Annotated in this window: 19 protein-coding genes; 10 read left to right on the top strand and 9 right to left on the bottom strand. The window is 67.5% G+C overall.

The window, feature by feature from the left end:
* Nucleotides 1-17: 17 nt before the first annotated feature.
* Genes WQQ_RS05950 through WQQ_RS05925 form a run of 6 tightly spaced genes read left to right on the top strand, consistent with a single transcriptional unit; the run spans nucleotide 18 to nucleotide 7392 of the window.
* Entirely contained in the window at nucleotides 18-725 is a 708-nt protein-coding gene (locus WQQ_RS05950) for a hypothetical protein (protein WP_007184187.1), read from the top strand.
* Between the two features lie 37 nt (nucleotides 726-762).
* Nucleotides 763-1215 carry a tellurite resistance TerB family protein gene (locus tag WQQ_RS05945; protein ID WP_007184186.1) on the top strand — a complete coding sequence of 151 codons (453 nt, stop codon included), beginning with the start codon at nucleotides 763-765 and terminating at the stop codon, nucleotides 1213-1215.
* Nucleotides 1208-4882 (top strand): response regulator, encoded by a 3675-nt coding sequence (locus WQQ_RS05940; protein WP_007184185.1) that lies wholly within the window; start codon nucleotides 1208-1210, stop codon nucleotides 4880-4882. The genes WQQ_RS05945 and WQQ_RS05940 overlap by 8 nt, the downstream gene beginning before the upstream one ends.
* Before the next feature lie 14 nt (nucleotides 4883-4896).
* Nucleotides 4897-5733 (top strand): CheR family methyltransferase, encoded by an 837-nt coding sequence (locus tag WQQ_RS05935; RefSeq protein ID WP_007184184.1) that lies wholly within the window; start codon nucleotides 4897-4899, stop codon nucleotides 5731-5733.
* On the top strand, nucleotides 5730-6326 hold the full coding sequence (locus tag WQQ_RS05930; protein WP_007184183.1) for a chemotaxis protein CheB: 597 nt from the start codon (nucleotides 5730-5732) through the stop codon (nucleotides 6324-6326). The genes WQQ_RS05935 and WQQ_RS05930 overlap by 4 nt, the downstream gene beginning before the upstream one ends.
* 7 nt (nucleotides 6327-6333) lie before the next feature.
* The gene (locus tag WQQ_RS05925) at nucleotides 6334-7392 is read left to right on the top strand and encodes a diguanylate cyclase domain-containing protein (RefSeq protein WP_007184182.1); all 1059 of its coding nucleotides are present in this window, start codon (nucleotides 6334-6336) and stop codon (nucleotides 7390-7392) included.
* A 240-nt stretch (nucleotides 7393-7632) separates the two neighbouring features.
* On the opposite strand, the gene opgC is transcribed toward WQQ_RS05925, so the two are convergent.
* The 5 genes from opgC to galE all read right to left on the bottom strand — a co-directional run bounded on the left by opgC (nucleotide 7633) and on the right by galE (nucleotide 12776).
* Complete coding sequence (opgC, locus tag WQQ_RS05920) at nucleotides 7633-8757, bottom strand: OpgC domain-containing protein (protein ID WP_007184181.1); 1125 nt, start codon at nucleotides 8755-8757, stop codon at nucleotides 7633-7635.
* Between the two features lie 10 nt (nucleotides 8758-8767).
* Nucleotides 8768-9313: a hypothetical protein gene (locus tag WQQ_RS05915; RefSeq protein WP_007184180.1), complete on the bottom strand. Its 546-nt coding sequence runs from the start codon at nucleotides 9311-9313 to the stop codon at nucleotides 8768-8770.
* A gap of 159 nt (nucleotides 9314-9472) precedes the next feature.
* Nucleotides 9473-10132, bottom strand: coding sequence for a response regulator transcription factor (locus WQQ_RS05910; RefSeq protein WP_007184179.1), 660 nt, complete (start codon nucleotides 10130-10132; stop codon nucleotides 9473-9475).
* A gap of 2 nt (nucleotides 10133-10134) precedes the next feature.
* On the bottom strand, nucleotides 10135-11706 hold the full coding sequence (locus WQQ_RS05905; protein WP_007184178.1) for an ATP-binding protein: 1572 nt from the start codon (nucleotides 11704-11706) through the stop codon (nucleotides 10135-10137).
* Between the two features lie 89 nt (nucleotides 11707-11795).
* Complete coding sequence (gene galE / locus WQQ_RS05900; RefSeq protein ID WP_007184177.1) at nucleotides 11796-12776, bottom strand: UDP-glucose 4-epimerase GalE; 981 nt, start codon at nucleotides 12774-12776, stop codon at nucleotides 11796-11798.
* A 192-nt stretch (nucleotides 12777-12968) separates the two neighbouring features.
* Between galE and WQQ_RS05895 the strand changes: the two genes are divergently transcribed.
* Both WQQ_RS05895 and WQQ_RS05890 read left to right on the top strand, forming a co-directional pair.
* Nucleotides 12969-14513: an FAD-binding oxidoreductase gene (locus tag WQQ_RS05895; protein ID WP_007184176.1), complete on the top strand. Its 1545-nt coding sequence runs from the start codon at nucleotides 12969-12971 to the stop codon at nucleotides 14511-14513.
* 37 nt (nucleotides 14514-14550) lie between these two features.
* Entirely contained in the window at nucleotides 14551-15453 is a 903-nt protein-coding gene (locus tag WQQ_RS05890) for an AEC family transporter (protein WP_007184175.1), read from the top strand.
* Nucleotides 15454-15468: 15 nt separating this feature from the next.
* Here the strand turns inward: WQQ_RS05890 and WQQ_RS05885 are convergent, their stop codons facing one another.
* The 3 genes from WQQ_RS05885 to WQQ_RS05875 form a co-directional block, all read right to left on the bottom strand.
* Entirely contained in the window at nucleotides 15469-17364 is a 1896-nt protein-coding gene (locus WQQ_RS05885) for a GGDEF domain-containing protein (RefSeq protein WP_007184174.1), read from the bottom strand.
* A 166-nt stretch (nucleotides 17365-17530) separates the two neighbouring features.
* The gene (rimO, locus tag WQQ_RS05880) at nucleotides 17531-18913 is read right to left on the bottom strand and encodes a 30S ribosomal protein S12 methylthiotransferase RimO (protein ID WP_050997646.1); all 1383 of its coding nucleotides are present in this window, start codon (nucleotides 18911-18913) and stop codon (nucleotides 17531-17533) included.
* Nucleotides 18914-19085: 172 nt separating this feature from the next.
* A complete protein-coding gene (locus WQQ_RS05875) occupies nucleotides 19086-19994 on the bottom strand; it encodes an alpha/beta fold hydrolase (protein WP_007184172.1) in 909 nt (302 codons plus the stop codon).
* Between the two features lie 268 nt (nucleotides 19995-20262).
* Between WQQ_RS05875 and WQQ_RS05870 the strand changes: the two genes are divergently transcribed.
* Nucleotides 20263-20547: a hypothetical protein gene (locus WQQ_RS05870; protein WP_007184171.1), complete on the top strand. Its 285-nt coding sequence runs from the start codon at nucleotides 20263-20265 to the stop codon at nucleotides 20545-20547.
* A 55-nt stretch (nucleotides 20548-20602) separates the two neighbouring features.
* Nucleotides 20603-21064 (top strand): CoA-binding protein, encoded by a 462-nt coding sequence (locus tag WQQ_RS05865; protein ID WP_040453622.1) that lies wholly within the window; start codon nucleotides 20603-20605, stop codon nucleotides 21062-21064.
* Between the two features lie 99 nt (nucleotides 21065-21163).
* Here WQQ_RS05865 and WQQ_RS05860 read toward each other — a convergent pair whose 3' ends face one another.
* Nucleotides 21164-23116 (bottom strand): CocE/NonD family hydrolase, encoded by a 1953-nt coding sequence (locus WQQ_RS05860; RefSeq protein ID WP_007184169.1) that lies wholly within the window; start codon nucleotides 23114-23116, stop codon nucleotides 21164-21166.
* Between the last annotated feature and the right edge of the window lie 232 nt (nucleotides 23117-23348).

Raw genomic sequence — 23348 nt, 5'->3', positions numbered from 1 at the left:
AGCCGGAGCACACCATAATGAAAAAGGAATTCGCCGCAGCCTGCTGCCTGTTGTTCGCCCAGTCGGCCTTCGCCGACGACTTCGACATCGTCACTCCGGACCCGGTTGCGTTCAAAAAAGTCTCCGAAGACCTCGTCCACGCCTATAGCTACAAGGCGCTCGCCCCGGCCGAGGCCACCGGCCTGACCGGCTTCGGCATCGGCGCCTTCGGCAGCTACATGTCGGTCGACAAGAGCGCCTGGGAAACCCTGACCGGCGAAGACATCTCCGGCATCGGCATGGCCGGCGTCGTCGCCCACAAGGGCCTGCCGTTCGGCATCGACCTGGGCGCCTACTACGGCTACGTGCCGGGCGCCAAGGCCGACGTGTTCGGCGCCGAAGTGCGCTACGCGATCCTCGAAGGCGGCGTCGCCACACCGGCGCTCGCGGTACGCGGCTCGTACACCAACGTCGGCGGTGTCGACGACGTCGGCGTCGACAGCTATGGCCTCGACGTCACCGCCTCGAAGGGCTTCGCGTTCCTGACGCCGTATGCGGGCGTGGGCTACGTCTGGGGCAAGGTCAAGGCCAAGGGCGACGCGGCCGTGCTCGGCAGCGAGAACGTCGACGACGCGCGCTTCTTCGCCGGCCTGCGCATCTCGATGCTGCTGTTCGAACTCACGCCCGAATACGAGCGCATCGGCTCCGACGACGTGTTCAACCTGCGCGCGGGCTTTTCGTTCTGATCATCACGCCTGAGCGCGTCTGACCGAGGTCCGTTTCATGTGGCAAAAGCTGCTGCGGCATTTCGAAAGCCCGCCGGTCGACCCGGCGGTTCGTCAGCGGCTCGCCGTGGCCGTGCTGCTGCTCGAATGCGCGCGCGCGGATTTCGACCAGAGCGCGGACGAGATCGCCCAGGTCCGGAGCTCGCTGCAGCACTACTTCGGCCTCGACGCGGCCGGACTCGAAGCCCTGCTCGCCGAAGCCGGCGAGCAGGCGCGCAAGGCGGTTTCGCTGCACGAGTTCGTCGGCAGCCTCAACGCCTCGCTGCAACCCGCCGACAAGCTGCAGATCATGAGCATGCTCTGGCAGGTCGCCTACGCCGACGGCAAGCTCGACGTGCACGAGGAGCATCTGCTGCGCAAGTTCGCCGAACTGCTCTACGTGCCGCACAAGGATTTCATCGCCACCAAGCTCGAGGCCGCGGCACAGGCACAAAGCGGCTCACATGGCTGAGCCGGTAGCGTCCGGGCGCAACGAATCGACCGGCTCGCGCTGGCTGCAGAACCTATCGCTGATCAACAAGGCCAGGCTCGGACTGAGCCTGATCATGCTGGCCTTCCTGACCGCTTGCCTGGCCTTCGTCTGGATGCAGCGGCGCGAGCAGGAAGCGCGCGACTGGACCGTCCACACCTACGAAGTGCTGCTGGTCACCGGCCAGATCGACTCGGGCCTCATGCGCATGCGCCACGCTCTGCGCGACGGCCTGCTGACGAGTTCCCCGGCTCGCCTGCAGGATTTCCGCGACGAGCAGCGCAAGTTCGACGCGGCCCTGCAATCGATCGACGTGCTCACGCACGACAACCCGGGCCAGCAGGCGCGCCTGAGCCGCGCGAACCAGGAGCTCTCGCAGTGGACGACGGTGTTCGTCGATCCTGCGCTGCAGATGCTGCGTAGCCTCAAGCCCGGCGAGCAGTTGCGCGAGCGCCAGGGCGTGCTCGACCTGCTGTCGATCGGCTCGAATCACATTGTCGCCCTGCAGCAGTTATTGTCCGAGATCGAGCAGGACGAGCGCGTGCTGCTCGAGCAGCGCATGCTCACGCTCAAGCGCAACAACTCGCTCGGCAAGGTCACGATGGGCGTGGTGTTTGTCGTCGGCCTGCTCGCCACCGGGTGGGCGCTGACGATGGTGCGTCGCAGCGTGGCCGAGCCGCTCGGCCGCCTGACCGGGCTGCTCGATCCGATCGCCTCGGGCGATTACAAGGACCGCATTCCGTATCAGTGGCGCAGCGACGAAGTGGGCCTGTTCGCACAGGCATTGAACAAGCTCAACCAGCTCGTGCGCCAGCGCGGCGACGAAAACTGGATCAAGACGCAGCTGGCGCGCCTGGCGGGCGAGCTGCAGCTGGCCGACCAGCACGAGCGCTTCGGCGATTGCCTGCTGCGCCTGCTCTGCGAATGGAGCGGTGCGGGCTACGGGGTCGCCTATCGATGGAACGAGGACAGGCATCGGCTCGAAGCCTGCGCGGGTTACGGCGTCGCCGCCTCGGCCTGGAAGCGCACGAGCTTCGAGTCGGGCGAAGGCCCGGTCGGCCAGTGCATGCACGAGCAGAAGATCATCCTGCTGTCGCCGGTGCCGGCTGCGCATTTCGAGATCGTCTCGGGGCTGGGCGCCGGTATGCCCGATTCGCTGCTGTTCGCGCCGCTGGTCTCGCGCGGCGAAGTGGTGGGCGTGATCGAGCTCGCGAGCCTCGGCGGCTTCGCTCCGCTCGTACAGCAGTTGCTAGGCGAGGCGCTGAATCCGACCGCGCTGGCCTGGCAGACGCTGGGCCGCAGCCTCAGGACGCGGGAGCTGCTCGACGTCACCCAGACGCAGGCCGAAGAGCTGCAGGCGTCCGAAGAAGCGCTGCGCATCCAGCAGGAACAGCTGCAGAGCACCAACGAAGCCTTGCGCACGCGCAGCACGCAGCTCGAGGAACAAGGCCAGCGCCTTCAGGCCTCAGAGGAGGAACTGCGCGCCCAGGCCGAGGAACTGCGCATCGCCAACGAGGCCTTGCGCGAACGCTCCGAATCGCTGATCCAGCGCCAGGGCGAACTCGAATCCGCTCGCGGCGAGCTGGAGAAACGCGCCGAGGAGCTCGAGCGCGCGAGCCGCTACAAGAGCGAGTTCCTCGCCAACATGTCGCACGAGCTGCGCACGCCGCTCAACAGCATGCTGATCCTCTCCAAGAGCCTCGCCGACAACGACGACGGCAACCTGCTGCCCGAGCAGATCGAGAGCGCGAGCATCGTTCACGATTCCGGCCGCAACCTGCTGCAGCTCATCAACGACATCCTCGACCTGTCGAAGGTCGAGGCCGGGCGCATGCAGGTGCTGCCCGAGGACGTGGTGCTCGCCGATTTCGCGGCGATGGAAGAGCGCAACTTCGCGCCGGTGGCGCGCACGCGCAACCTGGAGCTCAAGATCGAGCTCGACCCGGCATTGCCGCCGACGATCCGCACCGACGGCACGCGCCTGGGCCAGATCATCACCAACCTGCTGTCGAACGCCTTCAAGTTCACGTCCGAAGGCGGCGTGACGCTGCGCATTTCGCCGGCGCCGGTCGAGCGCCTGAACCTGTCGGGCCTCAAGCCCGGACACGCGGTGCTGTTCTCGGTGATCGACACCGGCATCGGCATTGCGCAGGACAAGCTCGAGCAGGTGTTCCGCCCGTTCGAACAGGCCGACTCGAGCACCAGCCGGCGCTACGGTGGTACCGGCCTGGGCCTGTCGATCGTGCGCGGCATGGCCGGCCTGCTCGGCGGCGATGTGTTTGCCGAAAGCGAGCCCGGCAAGGGCTCGACCTTCATGCTCGTGTTGCCCGACGTGCTCGATATCGCCGGTGGCGACGTGGCGCTGCACACGCCCGTCGCGCCGAAGGCCGTGGTGCCCGTGGCATCGAGCGCCGCATCGATCGCGATGCCGGTTTCGCCGGCTCCGGCTGCATCGGCGCCGGCCGCGCAGGCGCCGCCGCAGAGCGACAAGCCGCCGGTGCTGCTCGTGGTCGAGGACGACGCTGCGTTCTCGAACATCCTGACCGCGCTGGCCGGTCGCAAGCAGCTGCCGGTCGAAGTCGCGGCCAGCGGCGCCGAGGCGCTGCGCATCGCGGCCGAGCGCTCGCTGCTCGGCGTGCTGCTCGATCTCGGCCTGCCCGACATGAGCGGCTGGAGCGTGCTCGAAACGCTCAAGCAGCAGCCCGCCACCGCGAACGTGCCCGTGCACATCATCTCGGCCGCCGACGAAGCCGAGCGCGGGCGCAACTCGGGCGCGGTGGGTTTCCTGACCAAGCCGGTGACGCGCGAAGCGGTGCTCGAGGCGATGCAGGGGCTCATCGATTTCGGCTCCGCGCTGCCGCGCGGCGCGCGCCAGGTGCTGCTCGTCGACGACGACGCCGGCGCGCGCAAGGCCGTGCGCAAGCTGCTCGAGCACGAGCCGGCCGAAATCTACGAGGCCGCGAGCGGCGCCGAGGCCGAAGCCGCGCTGCGCGAGCGTCATTACGACTGCATGATCCTGGACCTCGGGCTGCCGGATATTTCGGGTTTCGACCTGCTCGACAAGCTGTCCGCGCAAGGTCCGCTGCCGCCGGTGGTGATCTATTCGGGCCGCGATCTCGGCGACGAGGAAAACCTGCGGCTGCGCCAGTACACCGAGAGCATCGTGATCAAGGGCGCACGTTCGCCCGAGCGCCTGCTCGACGAGGTCTCGCTGTTCCTGCATGCGCTCGGACGCCGCGACGCGGCGACCGCCGCGAGCGTCGCCGACGTGCAGAAGGACGTCGCCGGCAAGAAGCTGCTGATCGTCGACGACGACATGCGCAACATCTTCGCGCTGAGCAAGGCGCTGCGCACGCGCAAGCTCGACGTGACGATGGCGCAGGACGGCTACAAGGCGCTCGCCCAGCTCGATGCGAATCCGGACGTCGATCTCGTGCTGATGGACATCATGATGCCCGGCATGGACGGCTACGAGACCATCCGCAAAATTCGCGAGCAGCCGCGCTTCGCTAGGCTGCCGATCATCGCGGTGACCGCCAAGGCGATGACCGGCGACCGCGAAAAATGCATCGAGGCCGGCGCCAGCGATTACTGTTCCAAGCCGATCGATGTCGAAAAGCTGATGTCCCAGATCCGGGTCTGGATCTGAAGAGGGCGAACTGAATGGACGCTCGAGACCTGCAGGACATCGAGATCGAACTGTTCACGCAGGCGCTCAAGCTGCGCTACGGCTACGACTTCACGGGTTACGCGCAGGCTTCGTTCCATCGCCGCGTGCGCGCGCTGTACGCGACCAGCGGCCTGCCGACGATCAGCGCGCTGACCGCGCGCCTGCTGCACGACGAACGCTACCTGCCCGAAGTCATCGCCAAGCTGTCGGTGCCGGTGTCCGAGATGTTCCGCAGCCCGAAGTCGTTCGAGCTGCTGCGTCGCGAGGTGATGCCGGTGCTCGCGAGCTATCCGCAGATCAGCATCTGGCAGGCCGGCTGCGCGCACGGCGAGGAGGCGTATTCGCTGGCGATCCTGCTCAAGGAATGCGGGCTCTACAACCGCTCGCGCATCTACGCGACCGACATCAGCGAAGACGCGCTGGCCAAGGCGCGCGAGGGCATCTATCCGCTGCGCGAGGCGCGGCTGTACTCGGACAACTACATCAAATCCGGCGGCACCGGCTCGCTGTCGGACTGGTACACGGCCATGTACAACCACATCAAGCTCGACGAATCGCTGTCCGAGCGCATCACCTTCGTCAACCACAATCTGGTCGCCGACGGCGTGTTCGGCGAGATGCACCTGATCCTCTGCCGCAACGTGCTGATCTACTTCGGCGAAGCCTTGCAGCAGCGCGTGATCGGCCTGTTTCGCGACAGCCTCGTGCGCGGCGGCTTTCTCGCGCTCGGCGATCGCGAGCGGCCGATCGGCGGCAAGTTCTTCGAAGACTTCAAGCCCGTGGTGCCGGGCCAGCCGGTGTATCGCAGCGTGATGGTGCGCAAGCCATGAATGCGCCGGCGACTGCGCGCTGGGGCGATCGCTACGCGGCGGTGGTCGTCGCGGTCTCGACCGGCGGCATCCAGGCGCTGCGCCGGCTGCTGTCGGCGCTGCCCGGCGATTTCCCGCTGCCGATCATGGTCGTGCTGCACACGGCCACGAGCGATGGCTACGGCCTTTGCGAAGTGCTGCAGACGCATTCGACGCTGCCGGTGACGATCGCCGAAATAGGCGATACGCCCGGCCCCGGCGTTTATCTGGCCCCGCCGGGCTATCACCTGCTGATCGAGCGCGACCACCGCTTCAGCCTGTCGATCGACGACAAGGTCTGCTTCGTGCGGCCGTCGGCCGACGTGCTGTTCGAGTCCGCCGCCGACGCCTGGACCGATCGCCTGATCGGCATCGTGCTGACCGGCGCCAACGACGACGGTGCGCGTGGCCTGCGCCAGCTGCGGTTGCGCGGGGGCCACGCGATCGTGCAGGCGCTCGACGACGCCGAGATGCCCTCGATGCCCGAGGCCGCACTGCGCCTCGCCGGCGCTGATGAACTTGTCCCACTGGCGGCCATCGCGCCGCGGCTGGTCGAATTGGCCAGCTCAACCTGAACCCGACATGCCTGACCATCCGACCCCTTCTACAAGCAGCGCTGCGGACGCTGCGCAGGAGACACCGCTGCCGAAGATCCTCGTCGTCGACGACACGCCGGCCAACCTCGTCGCGATGCGCCGGCTGCTGGCCCGATCGGGCGCCGAAATCATCGAGGCCCGATCGGGCAACGAAGCGCTCGCTGCCTGCCTCGATCACGAGTTCGCGCTGATCCTGCTCGACGTGCAGATGCCCGACATCGACGGCTTCGAAGTCGCCAGCCTGCTCGCCGAGGAAGCTAGCACCGCCCAGACGCCGATCATCTTCGTCACCGCCGCGTTCGCCGACGACATGAACCGCCTGCGCGGCTACAGCTTCGGCGCGGTCGACTACATCGCCAAGCCGATCAACGACGTCATCCTGCAGAGCAAGGTGCGCGTGTTCCTCGACCTGTACCGGGGCAAGCGGCAACTGCGGAAACTGGTGACCGAACTCGATGCGCGCAACCAGCTGCTCGAAGCCGAGATCATCGAACGCAAGCGCGCCGAGGAGATGGTGCTGTACCGCGCCACGCATGATGCGCTGACCGATCTGCCGAACCGCGCGCTGTTCATGGACCGGATGGATCACGCGCTCGCGCGCGCAGACCGCAGCCGCCAGCTCGTCGGCCTGCTCTACATCGACATCGACGGCTTCAAGCCGGTCAACGATCGCTACGGCCATCTGGCCGGCGATCGGCTGCTGCAGCGGATCGCCGGCCGCATGCGCCAGGCGATCCGTCGCAGCGACACCGTCGCGCGACTCGGCGGCGACGAGTTCGCGGTGATCGTCGAAGACGTCAATACGGCGGAGCAGATCGTCGATCTCGCGAACCTCATCTGCGAGGCGGTCAAGCAGCCCTACGAGCTCGAGATCGGCGGCGGTGAACAGCAGATCGTGTCGATCGGCGCGAGCCTCGGCGTCGCCCTGTTCCCCGAGCACTGCCGCGGCATGCCGGATCGCCGCGAGGCGCTGATCCGCGCCGCCGACACGGCGATGTACACGGCCAAGAAATCGGGCAAGAACCGCGTGGTGCTGGCGGGCTGACGGCGCCGCCCCGACCGGGCCCGGAAGGGCCCATGAGCTCATCGGATGGGCTGCAGGCCGACTACCGGGCGGGTAGCCATGCCGACAGGTTCGGCCACCCCGCGCTGCACGAAAGCGTCGACGCGGGGCTTGCCGCGATTCGCGCCTCGTTCCGATCCCGCCGCGAATCCGTCGGGCCACGCGCTTGCACAGATGCGCGATTCTGTCGACCAGGCGCACGCGCTGCCAAGCCCTGATCGCCTATTCGCTGCCGCCGCGGCTGCGCCGCTGATACACCGCGGCGGTCGTGAACAAGGCGCCGTAGGCGAACAGGATCGCGCCGGCGGCGATGAAGCCGTGCAGCGATTCTTCGCTCTGGTCGATCAGCAGCAACAGCAGCAGCACCGAGCACAGGTGGGCGACGAAGCCCCAGAGCGAGGAGCGTCCGAGTGCTTCGACGAGCGAGAGCTTGCGCAGCGGCGCGAGATACTGGCCCAGGCCGACGAACACGCAGAGCAGCGCGCCGAGGTTGAGCAGGCGGATCGGCGAGAGCGTCCACTTGTCGATCCAGAAGAAGTGCCGCGACAGATCGCTGAAGCCTTCGGGCCCGCTCGTGTGCCGCCAGACGAACAGCGCGAGCGACAGCAGCACGCCGGCGATCAGCAGTCCGTTGCCGGCCTGCAGCGCATGGCGCAGCCGATCCATGCCGACATCGCCGAACCAGAGCCCGAGCATCCATAGCAGCTGCCAGGCGAACAGATCGAAGGCGCCGATCGCGGTGAGCGGAATGTCCCAGCCGAAATGCCGCTGGATCGACTGCGAAACCGCCTGGAACACCCAGGGCCGCAGGCCGAATTGCGCGAGTGCCCACAGTGCGCCGCTCGCCCCGAGTATCCAGCGCCAGCCGACGCGACCGGCCAGCAACAGCATCGGCGCGGTGGTGAGCAGGAACAGCACGTACATCGGCAGGATGTCGAGCAGCGGCGGCTGGTAGACGAGCACGAGCGCGCTCAGCGAGGCCAGCGCCGGATCGCGGAAATAGAAGTCGAGCAGGTTCATCACCGCAGGCCGCTGGTAACGGCTCGCGAACCAGGCGATCACGGTGAAGGCGAGCACGATCAGCGCGATGTGGCACAGATAGACGCGCAGCGCACGCTGGAAAACCCAGCGTGTCGCCGCCGCCGCGCCGCGCTGCCGGTAGCGGCGCATGAAGATGCTCGACGCCAGGAACGCGGAGACGAAGACGAAGCCTTCGGCCGCCGAGATGAAGCCGAGCGGCTGCCCGAGCCCGCCGGCCCAGCCGATCGGCAGATGCGACATCGTCATGAGCAGCAACAGGCTACCGCGCAGCAGATCGACACCGGACAAGCGCTCGAGCGTGCTCATCGCGAAGCTTTCAGGTCGTCGCGTCGCGGCCCTCGGCCGCGAGATGGCGCTGCTGGATGACGTCGAGCATCAACGAGACGAGTTGACCGAACGCGAGCCCGACGATGGCCGCACCGACGCTCAGCAGCCACAGCAGGGCGCCAACGCCACTATCCGCGGACGAGGAGAGCGTGACCTTGTGCGCAACCGGATAGAACAGCAGCGCGAACACCCAGAAGCCGATCAGCGCATACAGCGCGGGCAGCATCGAACGTCGCAATTGCTGCCGCCACAGCGTCGAAGCATCGGCCTTGCGCGAACGTCCGTTGGCCAGAGAGCGGTTGAGCAGGCAGTGATAGATGCGAAACGCCAGGTGCGTGAGATACAGGCACTCGATGAACAGCCCGAGCGTGCCCACGATCGGAACCAGCCGTTCGGGGGTTCCGCTTGGCGCGACGAACAGCACGAAAACGCTGAAAACCAGCAGCACGGGCAGCACGATGGACACGGGCGGCAGGCGCTCGCTGGTCGCACCCAGCGTGCCCGCGATGCGTGAATCCCAACTCGGCTGCGACATGAAAAGGCCCGTGGCATCAGGCCCAGGACAAAGGCCCACCGCGGCATGCTAGGCAGCTGGCGTGCTTTTCATAATCCGTGACGTCCCGTAAGGGGTTGCAACGCCGGCTCGCGCTGCGAAGGCGCGCCGGTGTGGCTCACGATGCGGCGGCAACGCCGATTATTGTTGTTTTTCGTCGAAGACGACGCGAATCAAGTCGGCCAGCGTGCGCGTCTGCAGTTTTTCCATCAGCCGCGCCTTGTAGACCTCGACGGTACGGGGGCTGATGTCGAGCTTCACGGCCACGTCGCGGTTCTGCAGGCCTTCGGCGAGCAGGCGCAGCACCTCGCTTTCGCGCGGCGTCAGCCGGCTCAGGCGGCTTTGCTTCTGGCTCTGGCGATCGCGGTCGGCGGCCAGGCTCGCCTGCTGCGCCAGCGCCTTGTTGACGGCCTCGATCAGCATGTCGTGATCGACCGGCTTCTCGATGAAATCCGACGCGCCGGCCTTGAGGCATTGGCGCACGGTGGCGACATCGCCATGCGCGGTCAGGAAGATCACCGGCAGCTCCGGACGGCTGCGCAGCAGCTGCTGATGCACTTCGATTCCCGACAGCCCCGGCATGCGCAGATCGAGCAGCACGCAGCCCACGGGCTCGTCGGGCATGGCCGACAGGAAGTCTTCGCCGCAGGCGAACAGCTGCGTCTGGAAGCCCTTGAGGCTCAGGTACAGGGCGGTGGAATCGCGCACCGAGGCATCGTCGTCGACGATGAAGACGGTGCCGGTCAGCGTGGCGGGGTGATGGCCCGCGAGAGGCGTTGCGGTGCTGGCGATTCGTGACATGTTCAAAGCCCCTGCAGCAGCAGTTCGAAACGGCTGCCGCCGCGCGTGGAAGGAAGATAGTGCAGCTCGCCGCCATTGGCCTCGGCGAGCGTGCGGCTGATCGCCAGGCCCAGTCCCAGCCCGGTCGATTTGCTCGTCGTGAACGGCTCGAACAGGCGCGCCATCAAGTCGGCCGGAATGCCCGGACCATCATCGTCGATGCCGATCAGGATGCGGCGCGGGGCTTTGGACACGTCGTCTGCGACAAGGTTCGACACGGTGATGACCACTTGCCCGCGGGCGCGTCCGGCTTGTTCGTAAGCGTCGAGCGCGTTGGTGAGCAGGTTGTTGAGGACCAGTTCCAGTTGTACCGCATCCGCCTGCACGCGGAAAAGCTCGCTCTCGGCGCGCAGGTCGACGCTGATGCCGAGGCGCGCGGCCCGCGCCGCCAGCCGGCGCTCGACGCGGCCGATCAGCGCTGGAAGATCCACGGGCTCGCGAACGATGGTGCCGTGCTGGAAGAAGTCACGCAGACGGTGCACCACCCCGGCGGCCCGGCGCACTTCCTGGTCGGCCTTGATCAGCGTATCGGCGAGGCGCTCGCGATCGAGCTCGGGCTGCTCGATCAGCAGCCGGCAGGCAGACAGGTAATTGGTCGAGGCGGTGATGGGCTGATTGAGCTCGTGCGTGAGCGTGGACGACAGCTCGCCCGCCGCGGCCATCTGCAGGGTGCGCGAGAGCAGCGCGGTTTTCTCGTGCACCGCGGCGTCGGCGCGCGCGCGCTGCATGGCCAGCGCGCCCATCGTCAGGCCGGTGACGCAGAGGCTCAGCATCAGAAACTGGTAGCGGATGAACGAGACCGCGAACAGCTCGGTGCCCGGCACCACCGCGATCAGGCCGAGCTGGGTCGCCGCGAGCGAGATCACCGCCCCGATCAGGCCATGCCGCGCGACGATCCAGAGCATCGGCAGGAACAGCACATAAAAGAACTGGAACTGCTCGAGATTCGGCTCGCGGAACACGAACCAGAGCGCCAGCCCCAGGCTCGAGCCCTGGGCGAGCAGTTCGAGCAGCTCGCGGTTGTCGGGGCGGTTTGGCCGCCAGCCGCGCAGGGTCAGCAGCAGCGGCGTGACCACGAGAATGCCGTTGGCTTCGCCGATCCAGAAGCGGATGAAGTGCGCGGAGAAATCGGGCCAGTGCAGCGCGCCGCCGAGTGTGAAGATGGCAACGTAGCCTGCTGCGACCGCGAGCGTGGAAACCAGCGTGCAGCCCAGAAACCAGCCGAAATCGGCCAGCGATTCGATGCGCGAGCCCTGCGACAGCCGGCGCTTCAGCACCAGCGCGCTGAGCGAGTAGACCAGCGTGATCCAGCAGGCCGCGAACAGCAGCGGCACCGGCGTCGGCAAGCCGCGCGTGAAAAATTCGGACACGATGCAGGCCACCGGCACCGTGGGCCAGTAGCGGATGCCGAAGCCCAGCAGCAGGAACATCGTCAGCCCGGACGGCGGATTCCACGGCGAGATGCCGAGCGGAAGCACCGGCACGATGTAGCTGATGCGATCCAGCACCGCGTGGCCGACCACGTAGGCCAGCACCACGATCCACGGTTGCCATAGCCAGCGTCGATCCTGCAGTTTGAAGTCCTCGCCAGGCCGATCGCGCGGCGGGGCGGGACCGGGTCACCTCAGTAGCGCTGTTCCTGATGCCAGCGCCAGGCCGTGGCGATGATACGGTGCAGTTCGGGGATTTTGGGCGTCCAGCCGAGGATGCTGCGGGCCTTGCCGGCCCCGGCGACGAGTACGGGCGGATCGCCGGCGCGGCGATCGGCCAGCTCCATCGGGATCGTCCTGCCGACCACCGCCTCAGCCGCGCGCAGCACTTCGATCACCGAAAAACCCTGGCCGTTGCCGAGGTTGTAGAGCTGGAAATCCGGCTGGTCGGCGCGGTTGAGCGCGTCGTAGGCGAGCAGATGCGCGTCGGCCAGGTCGTTGACGTGGATGTAGTCGCGCACGCAGTAGCCGTCGCGCGTGTCGTGATCCTTGCCGAACACGGTGACCTTGTCGGCGCGCCCGACCGCGGCGCGCAGCACGTTCGGAATCAGATGCGTCTCGGGTTCGTGCGCCTCGCCGATGGTGCCCGAGGGATCGGCGCCCGAGGCGTTGAAATAGCGCAGCACGGCCGCGCGCAGCCCGTAGGCGCGGCAGTAGTCGCTGATCATGCTTTCGCAGAACAGCTTGCTCCAGCCGTAGGTGTTGATCGGCGCGGTCGGATGGCTTTCGTCGATGCGCCGCTGCTGCGGAAAACCGTAGACCGCGGCGGTGGACGAGAACACCAGCCGATCGAGCTTGTGGCGGCGCATGCCGTCGAGCAGCGTCATGACGCCGCAGGTGTTGTTGGCGTGATAGAGCGCCGGATCGACCATCGATTCGGCGACCAGCGAGCGCGCCGCGAAATGCAGCACCAGGTCGGGGCGATAGCCGGAGAGCACCGGGTCGATCTCGGCGGCCGCCTGCAGGTCGCCCTCGTAGATCTTCACGTCTTCGATCGCTTCGCGATGTCCGGTGGAGAAATTGTCGAACACCGCGACCTCGTGTCCGGCGCGCTGCAAGGTCTTCACCATGTGGCTGCCGATGTAGCCGGCGCCACCGATCACCAATGCCTTCATGCTCTTTTCGTCCTTGAAAAGAAGGAAATACCCGGCCCATTCCCGCCATCCGTGGCAGGGACGCAAGGCCCGAGGCCGGCGAGCGGCCGCCGGACATCGTTCAAAGCTTTGTAAACTATTGGGCCCAGCAGGAGCTGACCCGCTCCTGACCGTACGGGCCGGCCCTTGAATCCACCGCCTGATGACTTCGCGATGATCGTCGACTCCGCTGTATCCGAACTCCGCGCCGTGCTCGGCCCCCGCTGTGTCGACGCGAGCGAGCGGCTCGAGCGCTACGAAGTGCTCGAGCGCGGTCCGCGTGGCCGTACGGGCCTGGTGCTGCTGCCGCAGACCGAGGCCGAAGTCGGCGAGATCCTGAAAATCTGCAATCGCCATGCGATGCCGCTGGTGATCAGCAGCGGACGCACCGGCCTGGTCGAAGCGCAGCGCCCGCTCGGCGAAGCGGTGCTGAGCCTCGAAAAGCTCAATCGCCCGATCGAATTCACGCTCGCCGACGGTCGCCGCTACACCTGGTCCGAGAACATCGTCGTCAGCGCGGCCGGCGATGCGCTGCTGGCCTGGTGGGAATCGCTCAAGCGGCCCGACCCGCGCGGCGCGCGCCTCACCGTGCAGGGCGGCGTTGCCGTCGACGCGGTGAACGACTGGTTGCGCCCGCTGGGGCTGATGTTTCCGATGGAAATGGGTTCGAGCTCGTCGGCCAGCGTCGGCGCCTGCGCGGCGAATGCCTCGGCCGGCTCCAATGCGGTCTGCTACGGCACCGGCGCGCACATGACCGAGGCGGCCTGGGGTTGGTGGGGCAACGGCGAAGCCGCCGGCCCGTGCAGCGCCAGCCCGTGGCAGCCGTCGCCCGAGCGCTTCGCGATCAACTCGCTGCACATCGAACCGGGCTGGGGTCTGCTCGGCTCGCAAGGCGCGTTCGGGCTCATCACGCGCCTGACGCTGCGCACGTATGCGATTCCGGCACAGCGCGAGGCCGCGCTGATTCCGGTCGCCGACATGAAGCAGTCGATGCGTGTGCTCAAAGCCGCGCGCAAGCGCTTCGGCGATCGCGTCGAGGAATTCGAATTCATCTCGTCGTCGGCCATGGACCTCGTGCGCGAGCTGCAGGGCGAAGCTTTCCGCCTGCCGTTTTCGCAAGCGGTCGACAGCCCGCTGTACCTGCTGCTGCAGGTGAAATCCGACGATGCCGACGAGGACCTCGCGTCCTCGCTCTACGATTTCCTGGCCGGTGATCTAAACCTGCCCGACGAGCACATCGGCTACGCGCCGCTGCCCGCGCTCAAGAAGATCCGCCACTCGATCACCGAAGCGAGCAACGCGCGCATGCGCGCGCTCGGCGGCGGGCGCCTGAGCTTCGACACCGCGACGCCGCTGACCGGCTTCGGCGAATACCTCGACGGCCTGCGCGCCGCGCTCGCCGAGCGTGCGGCCGGCACCGAGCTGATCGCCTTCGGTCACGCCGGCGTCGGCGGCGCGCATCTGCATGTGATCGGCACGAAGGAGCATCCGATCGCGCCGCGTTCGGCCGAGCTGACCGGCCTGGTCATCGACGTCACCTTGCAGCACGGCGGCTCGTTTTCGGCCGAACACGGCATCGGCTCCAAGTGGGCCGACGAGTATCTGCGGCGTTCGCCACGCGAAGAGCTCGACACCGTGCGCGGGCTCAAGCGCGAGCACGATCCGCTCAACATCCTCAATCCGCGCAGCTTCGGCTTCGATCGACTGCTGGCTTCGTGAGTCGCGTGCATGCGGCACGGCGCGCGGTGAGCGCGCGATGAGTGCCTTCCTTCTGCTGCTGATCTGCCCGCTGCTGGGCTGGGTTTGTGCGCGCCTCAAGTGGATGCCCGACAACGCGGTGCCGGTCATCAACGCCTGGCTGCTGCGCATCGCCTTGCCCGCGGTGGTGCTCGAGCAGATTCCGAAGCTGCATTTCGACGGCCGCATGCTGCTGCCCGCGCTGGGCCCCGTCGTGCTGATGCTGTCGACGATGGCGGTCATGGCGGTGCTCGCGCGGCGCCTGAACTGGGATCGCGGAACCCAGGGCGCGATGACCTTGTGCTGGGGCCTGGGCAACACCTCGTTCGTGGGCTTTCCGCTGCTGATCGCGCTGATCGGCCCGCAGGCGCTGGGCCCGGCCGTCATCGCGGATCAGGCCGGTTTCTACTGCACGACCCTGATCGGCCTGCCGCTCGCGGCCTACTTCGCCGGGCAGCAATCGAAGCCGCTCGATCTGCTCGTCAGCGTGCTGCGCTTCGTGCCCGTGCAGGCCCTGTTCATCGCGCTCGCGATGAAGCTGGTCGGCCTGCAATGGAACGAGGCGCTCGAAGGCGTGCTCAAGCGCCTGTCCGACACGCTGTCGCCGCTCGCGCTGTTCTCGGTGGGCTTGCAGCTGCAGCTCGGGGCGATCCGCCGTTATCTGCCGCTGATCGGCATCGGCGTGCTGTGGAAGCTGTTGCTGATGCCGGGCCTCATGTGGCTCGGGGCGATCGCCATGGGCGTGCACGGCCTGCCGATCACGGTCGGCATCCTGCAGGTGGCGATGGCGCCGATGATCACCGCCGGCATCTTCGCCAAGCAGTACGGGCTCAACCCCGATGCGACCACGGCGATGATCAGCATCGGCATCGCGGTGTCGTTCCTGACCGTGCCGATGTGGTACCTGCTCATCGGCGTGTAGCGGGCTGTTCAGGCGCTAGGCGCCGGCATCGACTTTCCAGACGACGGTGCTGGCGCTCGCGCGCACTTCGATGTCGTCGCGGCGCAGCGCCCGCTGCGGGTCCGCGAGCACGGCGGCGGAATTATTGGCGTGGTCGATGTGATGGCGCGGCCACAGGCCCACCCAGCCGTTGCGGCCCGAATGCTTGGCCGCGTAGAGCGCGTGATCGGCGAAGCTCAGCGCGTTCTTCCAGCCCGGCTGGTTCGCCGCGTCGCTCGCGAAGAACGGGCACGGGGCGAAGCCGATCGAGACCGTGATCGGGTCTTCCGACAAGTGCTCGATGGTGCTGCGCAGGCGTTCCGAAAGCGCCGCGGCGCCGGCGAAATCGAGGCCGTGCGCAATGACCAGGAATTCCTCGCCGCCCCAGCGCGCCAGTACGTCGCCGTCGCGCTGAACCTTGCGCAGACCTTCGGCCACGGTCTTGAGCGCGAGATCGCCACCATCGTGGCCGAGCCTGTCGTTGATGGCCTTGAAGTGATCGACGTCGATCAGCAGCACCACGCTGCGCGTCGCCTTGTCGGGCGCGGCCGCGGCCGCGGCCACGGCTTCGTCGAGCAGGCGCGTCGCGGCGCGCCGGTTCGGCAGGCCGGTCAGCATGTCGTGGGTGCTGAGCCGGTGCAGCTTGCGGTTCACGCGGCGCTGGTACAGCGTCACCGCGAACGCGATGAACGCGGCCATGGCCAGCGTGATGAGCTCCCAGCGGCGCACCAGCTGATCGCGCTCGGCGGTCAGCGCATTGACCTTGCTTTCGTGGCGCAGGCGCTCGATCTCGCGCGTATCGGCCTCGCTCTGCAGGCGCGCCTGCAGCTGCGCGAGGCGTTGCACGTTGTAGCTGCGCAGCGGCGCGATTTCGAGCGCGGCGCGCTGCTCGCTCGTGCGCAGCGCGGCCACCGCCTGGCCGGAGGCGGCCTGCGCTTCGGCGAGCGCCGCGAGCGCGGTCAGCCGCTCCTGATGCAGGGCCGCGGATTCGGCGAGCTCGACCGCGAGCCGCGCCTTGGCGAGCGCCAGCGGTAGTTCGCCGGGGCCGCGCAGCAGCGCCGACAGCCGCGACAGGCTCATCGATTCGCCGCCCGGATCGGGCAGGGCGTGCTGGGCTTCGATCGTGGTTTCGAGCAGGCGCCGGGCCTCGCGATCCTGATGGCGGTGCCGCAGCAGCATCGCGCGCTCGGAGGCGAGCCGGTACTCGAACATGCGCGAGCCTTCGGCCCTGGCGAGGACTTCGGCGCGGTCGATCGCCCCGGCCGCCTCGTCGTAGCGTTCGAGCCGCACGAGGTTGTAGGCGAAGTTGTAGGCCAGCAGGACGCCGATCGATTTGCTCGTCGCCAGCGCGAGCGCGGCGCGCAGCTGCTTGTCGGCGGCCTCGGGATCGCCGAGATACTCGGAGTGGATCATCGCCAGGTTGGTCAGCATGACCTGCTGGGCCTCCTTGCCGTCCTCGTCGCCCTGGGCGGCCTCGTAGGCGCGCTCGTAGAGCGTCTCGGCCATCGCGATGTCGCCGATGTTGTGAAACACCGCGCCGGCATTGGACAAGGCGCGCAGCTGGAAAGCGGGCGAGAACGCGTTGTGGTCGACGAGATCGACGACGCGCTGCGCGGTTTCGCGTGCGCGCGGGGCATTGCCCGCCAGGCTCAGCGCCATGCCCTGGCAGCTCAGCGTCTTGATGCGGGTTTCGAGCGAGAGCCTGGGTGTGGCGAGGATGGTGTCGGCGAGCGCGGCGGCGGCGGCGGGGTCGTCGCGGCGCAGCGTGAAGCAGCGGATCGCCTCGTCTTCAGGCGTCGGCGCGGAGACTTCGACCGGTGCCGATGCTGATGCCTCGGTCGGGTTGCCGGCCGCGGCTTCGATGCTCAGCGCGAGCCATGACAGTGCTGCCAATCGCCATCCGCGTCGCATGCGTATCGCCGCTAGCGGGAGGCGCGATCGGGCTTGAAGCGATGCATCGCGTTCCTCGCGTGAAGTGTCGGCCGAAGTCCATCAGCCTTCGTCGGCCGACGATAGCGCGTGTGAACAAACCGTCGGGCCAGCGCCCGACGAACGCGACTTAATCCTCGATAACCTCGGCGTGCAGATCGTGCTCGCTCGATTCGAGCACCCTGGCCTTGACGATCTGGCCCGGCTTGAGCGGGATTTCGCAGGACAGGTAGACCTTGCCGTCGATCTCGGGCGCTTCGCCGTAGCTGCGGCCGACCAGCACGCCGTCTTCGTCGGTGCCGTCGACCATGATGTCGAGCAGCTTGCCGACGCGCTTCTTGAGCCGTGCCTTGCTGATCTTGGCCTGCGCCTTCATGAAGCGGGCGAGACGATCGGCCTTCACCTCGTCCGGCACCGGATCGGCGAGTTCGTTCGCGGTCGCGCCTTCGACGGGCGAGTATTCGAAGCAGCCGACGCGATCGAGCTGCGCCACCTTGAGCCAGTCGAGCAGTTCCTGGAACTCGGCTTCGGTCTCGCCCGGAAAGCCGACGATGAAGGTGCTGCGGATCACGAGCTCCGGGCAGATCTTGCGCCAGGCCTTGATGCGCTCGAGCGTGTTCTCGGCGAAGGCCGGGCGCTTCATGCGCTTGAGCACGCTCGGCGAGCCGTGCTGGAACGGAATATCGAGATAGGGCAGCAGCTTGCCCGCCGCCATCAGCGGAATGATCTCGTCGACGTGCGGGTACGGGTAGACGTAATGCAGGCGCACCCAGATGCCGAGTTCGGCGAGGCCGCGGCACAGGTCGAGCATCGAAGTGCGGTACTCGGTGCCGCGCCAGCTGCCGCCCTTGTACTTGAGGTCGGCGCCGTAGGCCGAGGTGTCCTGGCTGATGACCAGCAGCTCTTTGACGCCGGCCTTGGCGAGCTTTTCGGCTTCGATCAGCACGTCGGTGACGAGGCGCGAATCGAGCTTGCCGCGCATCGACGGAATGATGCAGAAGCTGCACTTGTGGTTGCAGCCTTCGGAAATCTTCAGGTACGCGTAGTGCTTGGGCGTGAGCTTGACGCCGACGTCGTCGGCCTTCGACTTGCGCCTGGCCGGAATCAGGTCGACGAAGGGATCGTGCCGATGCGGCACCGCGGTGTGCACCGCGTCCATCACCGCGGTGAAGTTCTGCGGACCGCTGATCGACAGCAGCTCCGGAAACTTCTCGCGCAGCATGTCGCCCTTGGCGCCGAGACAGCCGGTGACGATCACCTTGCCGTTCTCGTTCATCGCCTCGCCGATCGCATCGAGCGATTCGGCCACCGCGCTGTCGATGAAGCCGCAGGTGTTGACGATGACCACGTCGGCCGCGTCGTAGGTCGGCGCGGTCTGGTAACCCTCGGCGCGCAGCTGCGTGAGGATGCGCTCGGAATCGACGAGCGCCTTCGGGCAGCCCAGCGAAACGAAGCCGACCTTCGGGGCGGCGGACTTGCTGCGGGTACGACGAGGGGTGGCGACGGAGGACATCTGGGCGCGCTGCCGAAAAAACGAGGCGCGCATTGTACGGGCCTGCCGTGCGGGAATGCGAAGCGCAGCCGCCGCACGGTTGCCGCCCCTCGCCCGGCGAGCGTCCGGGTCCGAGGGTCAAGGAGCCGCTCGGCTTGCTCGCGCCAGCACCGCAATCAGGCCGTCTTTCGCCTCACGCCCGCGCGGCGTTGGCGGCGATCAGCTCGGACCAGCGCGGGGCGAGGCTGGGCGCAAGGTCGTGACCCATGCCCGCGATCAGCTCGAGCTTCGCGCCACGGATCAGCTGGGCGCTGCGGCGGCCGCAGGCCGGACGCAGCAGCGGATCGGCCAGGCCGTGGACGATCTGGGTCGGCGCGACGACCTGCGGCAGCAGGTCCTCGAAGCTGCCGGTGGCGAGCACCGCGTGGGTCTGGCGCATCGTCGCGCTCGGGCGGAACGCGCGGTCGTAGGCGCGGCCGGCGAGCTGCATGCGGTATTCGGTCGGCGTCGGAAACCCCGGGCTGCCGACCCGGCGCAGCATCGCGGTCGAGCGGCGGATCACCGCCTCGCGCGTGCGCGGGCGTGGGCCGATGCCGCTCATGCCGAACAGCACGTCGAGCCGGGCCGCCGGCAGCTTGGGGTGGTTGGTGCTCGACATGATCGAGGTCAGGCTGCGCACACGCTTGCCGAAACGCGCCGCGGCGATCTGCGAAATCATGCCGCCCATCGAGACGCCGACGAAATGCGCGCTGTCGATGCCGAGCGCATCGAGCACGCCGAGGCTGTCGGCCGCCATGTCGTGCAGCGTGTAGTTCGAGGCACAGCGCCGGCCGAAGCGGCTGCGCAGCCAGTCGCGCGGCAGGTTGACGTCGATGCCCGCATCGGCGTCGGACGACAGCCCCGAATCGCGATTATCGAAGCGGATCACGCGAAAGCCGCGGCTCACGAGATCGGCGCAGAGCGCCTCCGGCCAATGGATCAGCTGGCCGCCGAGCCCCATGACCAGCAGCAGCGGCTCGCCGTGCGCGGGGCCGGCCTCTTCCCAGTGGAGTTGTTGCAGCCCATTGACGCAGGCGCTGCCGGCGGACCAGCACAGGTTCATGACGGCTTGATGTCGGTTCGGTGAAAGTTGAGTGACGCCGGACCATAACAACAAATTTTAAATTTAGTCACCGCAACCGGAAGGTGGGCGACGAATGGTGGTTTACAGTCGATCTGAGCGTGCAGGTGCTTGGGGGCGAACGGAAAAGTTAAGTCGATGTTCAGTGCCCGGAGGCCCATCATGGCGCCCGAAGCCGACGATGAGCGGCGCTCTTGCGGCCTTTATGGCGATTTGCTCGAATTGGATGTCGATAGCACGGAGTTCAGGGATGAAGGCGGATTTTTCGAAGGGCTTCCTCACGGACGAGGACATGGCGCAGGTGCGCGACATCATGGGCGTGCACGGCATCGACGGCTTCGACGCCACGGTGCGCTTCTGGGGGCGCGGCAAGGCCGTCCAGGTGAGCGGCGACCTCGGCGAGAAGCAGCTGCAATGCCTGCTCGAGATCGTGCGGGCCCTGAGCGCACCGTCGGGCGCCGTGCCGGCGGCCGAGACGATCATCGACTCGCCGATGCTGGCGACGCTCGATACCGAACTCGCCCGCGCCGCCTGAGCTTGAGGCAAGCTTGCGCGCCGGCCGCTCGCCGGCGCCGATCGAAAGGCTGCGAATGGACTGGCACCGCAATCTGCTGCAAAGCCCTGCCGAAATCGGCGGGCTGCTCGCCCGCACGCGGCGGATCGCCGTGCTCGGCATCAAGACCGAAGCGCAGGGCAATCAGCCCGCGTTCTACGTGCCGGCCTACATGGCCGACGCCGGTTTCGAGGTGGTGCCGGTTCCGGTCTATTACCCCGAGGTCACGCAGATCCTCGGCCAGCCGGTCTACCGCAGGCTCAGCGAGGTGCCCGGCACCGTCGACATGGTCGACGTGTTCCGCCGTCCGGGCGATCTGCCCGCGCATCTCGACGATCTGCTGGCGGCCAAGCCACGCTCGGTCTGGCTGCAGCTCGGCATCCGCAACGATGCCTTCGCCGAAGCGCTCGCCAGGGCCGGCATCCAGGTGGTGCAGGACAAATGCCTGATGGTCGAGCACCGCAATCGCGGTACGCCGCCGGCCGTCCAGCACACGTAAGCAAGCGCTGCGCGGCGAGGGCGTCCTCGAATCGGCAGCTTCAAACGAAGAAGGCGAAGCGCTCTTGCGCTTCGCCTTCTTCGTTTCACCCGGCCAACATCAGTTCAGCGCACTGGCCGGCACCGCCGGCAGCACCACGCTCGAGGGATGCTCGGCGTCGCTGTAGATCGTCAGCACGCCGGCCAGCGATTGCAGCAAGGTCGGCACCGGCGGAACGCCCTGCGGCAGGTTGCTGGCCCCGACCGCGACGCGCAGGCGATGGCCCTTGGTGATCATCGCGCTGGTCGGGAAGATTTCGACCGGCACGAGCACGATGTTGCCGCTGCCCACTTCCTGCACCGCCGCCTGCGTATACGGATGCCAGGGCTGGATCATCTGGCCGTCGAGCTTGCGCGAGCGGCTGTCGTCGACCGCTCGCAGCGAGGCCGTCTGCAGGCCATTGGTGAGCGACTTGGCGACGCCGTTCTCGTCGACATCGTCCACACGCACCGACAGCCCGGCGTCGAGCGCGGTGGTCGACATCCAGATGTCGGCCTGGATCGGGCCGTTGATGTAGTAATCCTCGGTCATCACCGGCGTTTCGTACTTGATCGCCCAGCGCTCGGCCGAGTTGCTGTTCTCGAAGCAGGGCAGCGGAATCAGGCCGAGCAGGCCGGCGGTCCATTGCGATGTGCTGATCGAGCACAGGCCCTGGATCGGCAGCTGGGCGACGGTGTTCGACGCTTCGCCGGCGGCCGGCGCGGCGGTGTCGAGCGACTTGTCGCCGCGCAGGTAGAGCCGACGCGCGCTGGCATCGGGATGCGGCCAGTCGCTCGCGGTCACGTAGTGGCCGTAGCCGAGCACGTACTGGGTGACGTTGGGCAGGGTGTCGGCGCCCACGTCGAGGCCTTTGACGTACTGGTCGAACCAGCGCAGCACGATCTGGTTCATCGGCGGCACGCCGTCGACCGGCAGGCCGTTGCCGCCCGCGGCCTGGATGTGCGTCCACGGGCCGATCAGCAGCTTGGCCGGAACCCGCGTCTTGAGGCGCTCGTAGGTCATCGGCTCGCTGCGCTGGAAGATGTCGTGCAGCCCGCCGACGACGAAGGTCGGCACCTGGATCTGGGCAGTGGTTTCGAGCGGCGAGCGGGTGCTCCAGAACGCGCTGTCGTAGGCCGTTTCGGGCTCGCCGAGCAGGGCGCGCAGGATCGTCGGCACCTGGAAGTTGGTGACCGCGCTGATCACGTGCTCGAGCAGGGCCGGGATGCCCACGGTCGGGTCGGTCAGCGCGGTCGGGTTGGTGAGCCCGAGTACCGAGACCAGACCGAGCCAGATCGGGATGAAGGTCGGGTTGACCTGCCCGCCGGTGAAGACGATGTCGCGGTAGCCGTCGCCGATCGGCACGATCGGGAACGCGGCCTTGACCGACGGATGCTGCTGCGCGGCGGTCAGCACCGTGGTGATGCCGAGGTACGAGACGCCGAACAGGCCGATGCTGCCGTTGCAGAACGGTTGCTTGGCCACCCAGTCGACGGTTTCGGCGTAATCGGCCTGTTCGTCCGCGCCGAAGGCTTCCCACGAGCCCTGCGACTGCCCGGTTCCGCGCACATCGACGACGACGTTGGCGTAGCCGCGCTGCACCAGGTAAGGGTCGGCCCCGCCGATCGCGGAGACGGTCTGGCCGGCCACGCCGTTGTAGCTGGTCTGCACGAGGATGGTCGGCAGCGGCGTGGTCACCGCATTACCGTCGGCGTCGGCCGGCAGGGTCACGTAGACGGCCAGCTGCTTGCCGTCGCGCATGCTGATGAACTGGGTCGGCAGCTGGACCGTGCCCGGGTAGGTCGCCGGCGGATCGTAGGTCGTCCACTGGCCGCCTTCGTTGCTCGTGACGATGCGGCCGTCCTCGGCCGGCGTGGCGCGGGTGCCGAGCGTGGTCCATTGCGAGGACTTGGTTTGCGGCGCGCCATTGCCGTTGCCGCCGTCGGCGTCGCCGCCATTGCTGCTGCAGGCGCTCGCCAGCACGAGCAGGCAAATGGCCGCTGCCGTCAGCGGCTTTTTCGGATCCAGCTTCATCGGGTTCTCCTCCCTGATGCAGAGTCTTTCCGGACGCGCCGGAGGCAATGCCGATGCTCGGTCGATGCTCGGCGTTCGAAGTGTCGCGAATGATGACTGAACCCTCAGCTGCGTCCCTATGGGCGCAGCGCCAACGGCTACCGTAAAACCAGTCATCGCCGTCGATCTTCGATCTCCGATGATCGGACGCAGGCCTCTGGCTATGATGCCGGCCGGGCAGAGACCGCAGCGT

This window comes from Hydrocarboniphaga effusa AP103 (genome assembly GCF_000271305.1).
GTDB classification, from domain to species: domain Bacteria; phylum Pseudomonadota; class Gammaproteobacteria; order Nevskiales; family Nevskiaceae; genus Hydrocarboniphaga; species Hydrocarboniphaga effusa.
The sequence above is the reverse complement of the archived record's forward strand: the minus strand, read 5'-3'. Positions and strand labels throughout refer to the sequence as shown.

Bases quoted from the DNA above. Each gene is read 5' to 3' on its own strand.
- WQQ_RS05950 (WP_007184187.1), top strand. From the start codon at position 18: ATGAAAAAGGAATTCGCCGCAGCCTGCTGCCTGTTGTTCGCCCAGTCG.
- WQQ_RS05945 (WP_007184186.1), top strand. From the start codon at position 763: ATGTGGCAAAAGCTGCTGCGGCATTTCGAAAGCCCGCCGGTCGACCCG.
- WQQ_RS05940 (WP_007184185.1), top strand. From the start codon at position 1,208: ATGGCTGAGCCGGTAGCGTCCGGGCGCAACGAATCGACCGGCTCGCGC.
- WQQ_RS05935 (WP_007184184.1), top strand. From the start codon at position 4,897: ATGGACGCTCGAGACCTGCAGGACATCGAGATCGAACTGTTCACGCAG.
- WQQ_RS05930 (WP_007184183.1), top strand. From the start codon at position 5,730: ATGAATGCGCCGGCGACTGCGCGCTGGGGCGATCGCTACGCGGCGGTG.
- WQQ_RS05925 (WP_007184182.1), top strand. From the start codon at position 6,334: ATGCCTGACCATCCGACCCCTTCTACAAGCAGCGCTGCGGACGCTGCG.
- opgC (WP_007184181.1), bottom strand. From the start codon at position 8,757: ATGAGCACGCTCGAGCGCTTGTCCGGTGTCGATCTGCTGCGCGGTAGC.
- WQQ_RS05915 (WP_007184180.1), bottom strand. From the start codon at position 9,313: ATGTCGCAGCCGAGTTGGGATTCACGCATCGCGGGCACGCTGGGTGCG.
- WQQ_RS05910 (WP_007184179.1), bottom strand. From the start codon at position 10,132: ATGTCACGAATCGCCAGCACCGCAACGCCTCTCGCGGGCCATCACCCC.
- galE (WP_007184177.1), bottom strand. From the start codon at position 12,776: ATGAAGGCATTGGTGATCGGTGGCGCCGGCTACATCGGCAGCCACATG.
- WQQ_RS05895 (WP_007184176.1), top strand. From the start codon at position 12,969: ATGATCGTCGACTCCGCTGTATCCGAACTCCGCGCCGTGCTCGGCCCC.
- WQQ_RS05890 (WP_007184175.1), top strand. From the start codon at position 14,551: ATGAGTGCCTTCCTTCTGCTGCTGATCTGCCCGCTGCTGGGCTGGGTT.
- rimO (WP_050997646.1), bottom strand. From the start codon at position 18,913: ATGTCCTCCGTCGCCACCCCTCGTCGTACCCGCAGCAAGTCCGCCGCC.
- WQQ_RS05875 (WP_007184172.1), bottom strand. From the start codon at position 19,994: ATGAACCTGTGCTGGTCCGCCGGCAGCGCCTGCGTCAATGGGCTGCAA.
- WQQ_RS05870 (WP_007184171.1), top strand. From the start codon at position 20,263: ATGAAGGCGGATTTTTCGAAGGGCTTCCTCACGGACGAGGACATGGCG.
- WQQ_RS05865 (WP_040453622.1), top strand. From the start codon at position 20,603: ATGGACTGGCACCGCAATCTGCTGCAAAGCCCTGCCGAAATCGGCGGG.
- WQQ_RS05860 (WP_007184169.1), bottom strand. From the start codon at position 23,116: ATGAAGCTGGATCCGAAAAAGCCGCTGACGGCAGCGGCCATTTGCCTG.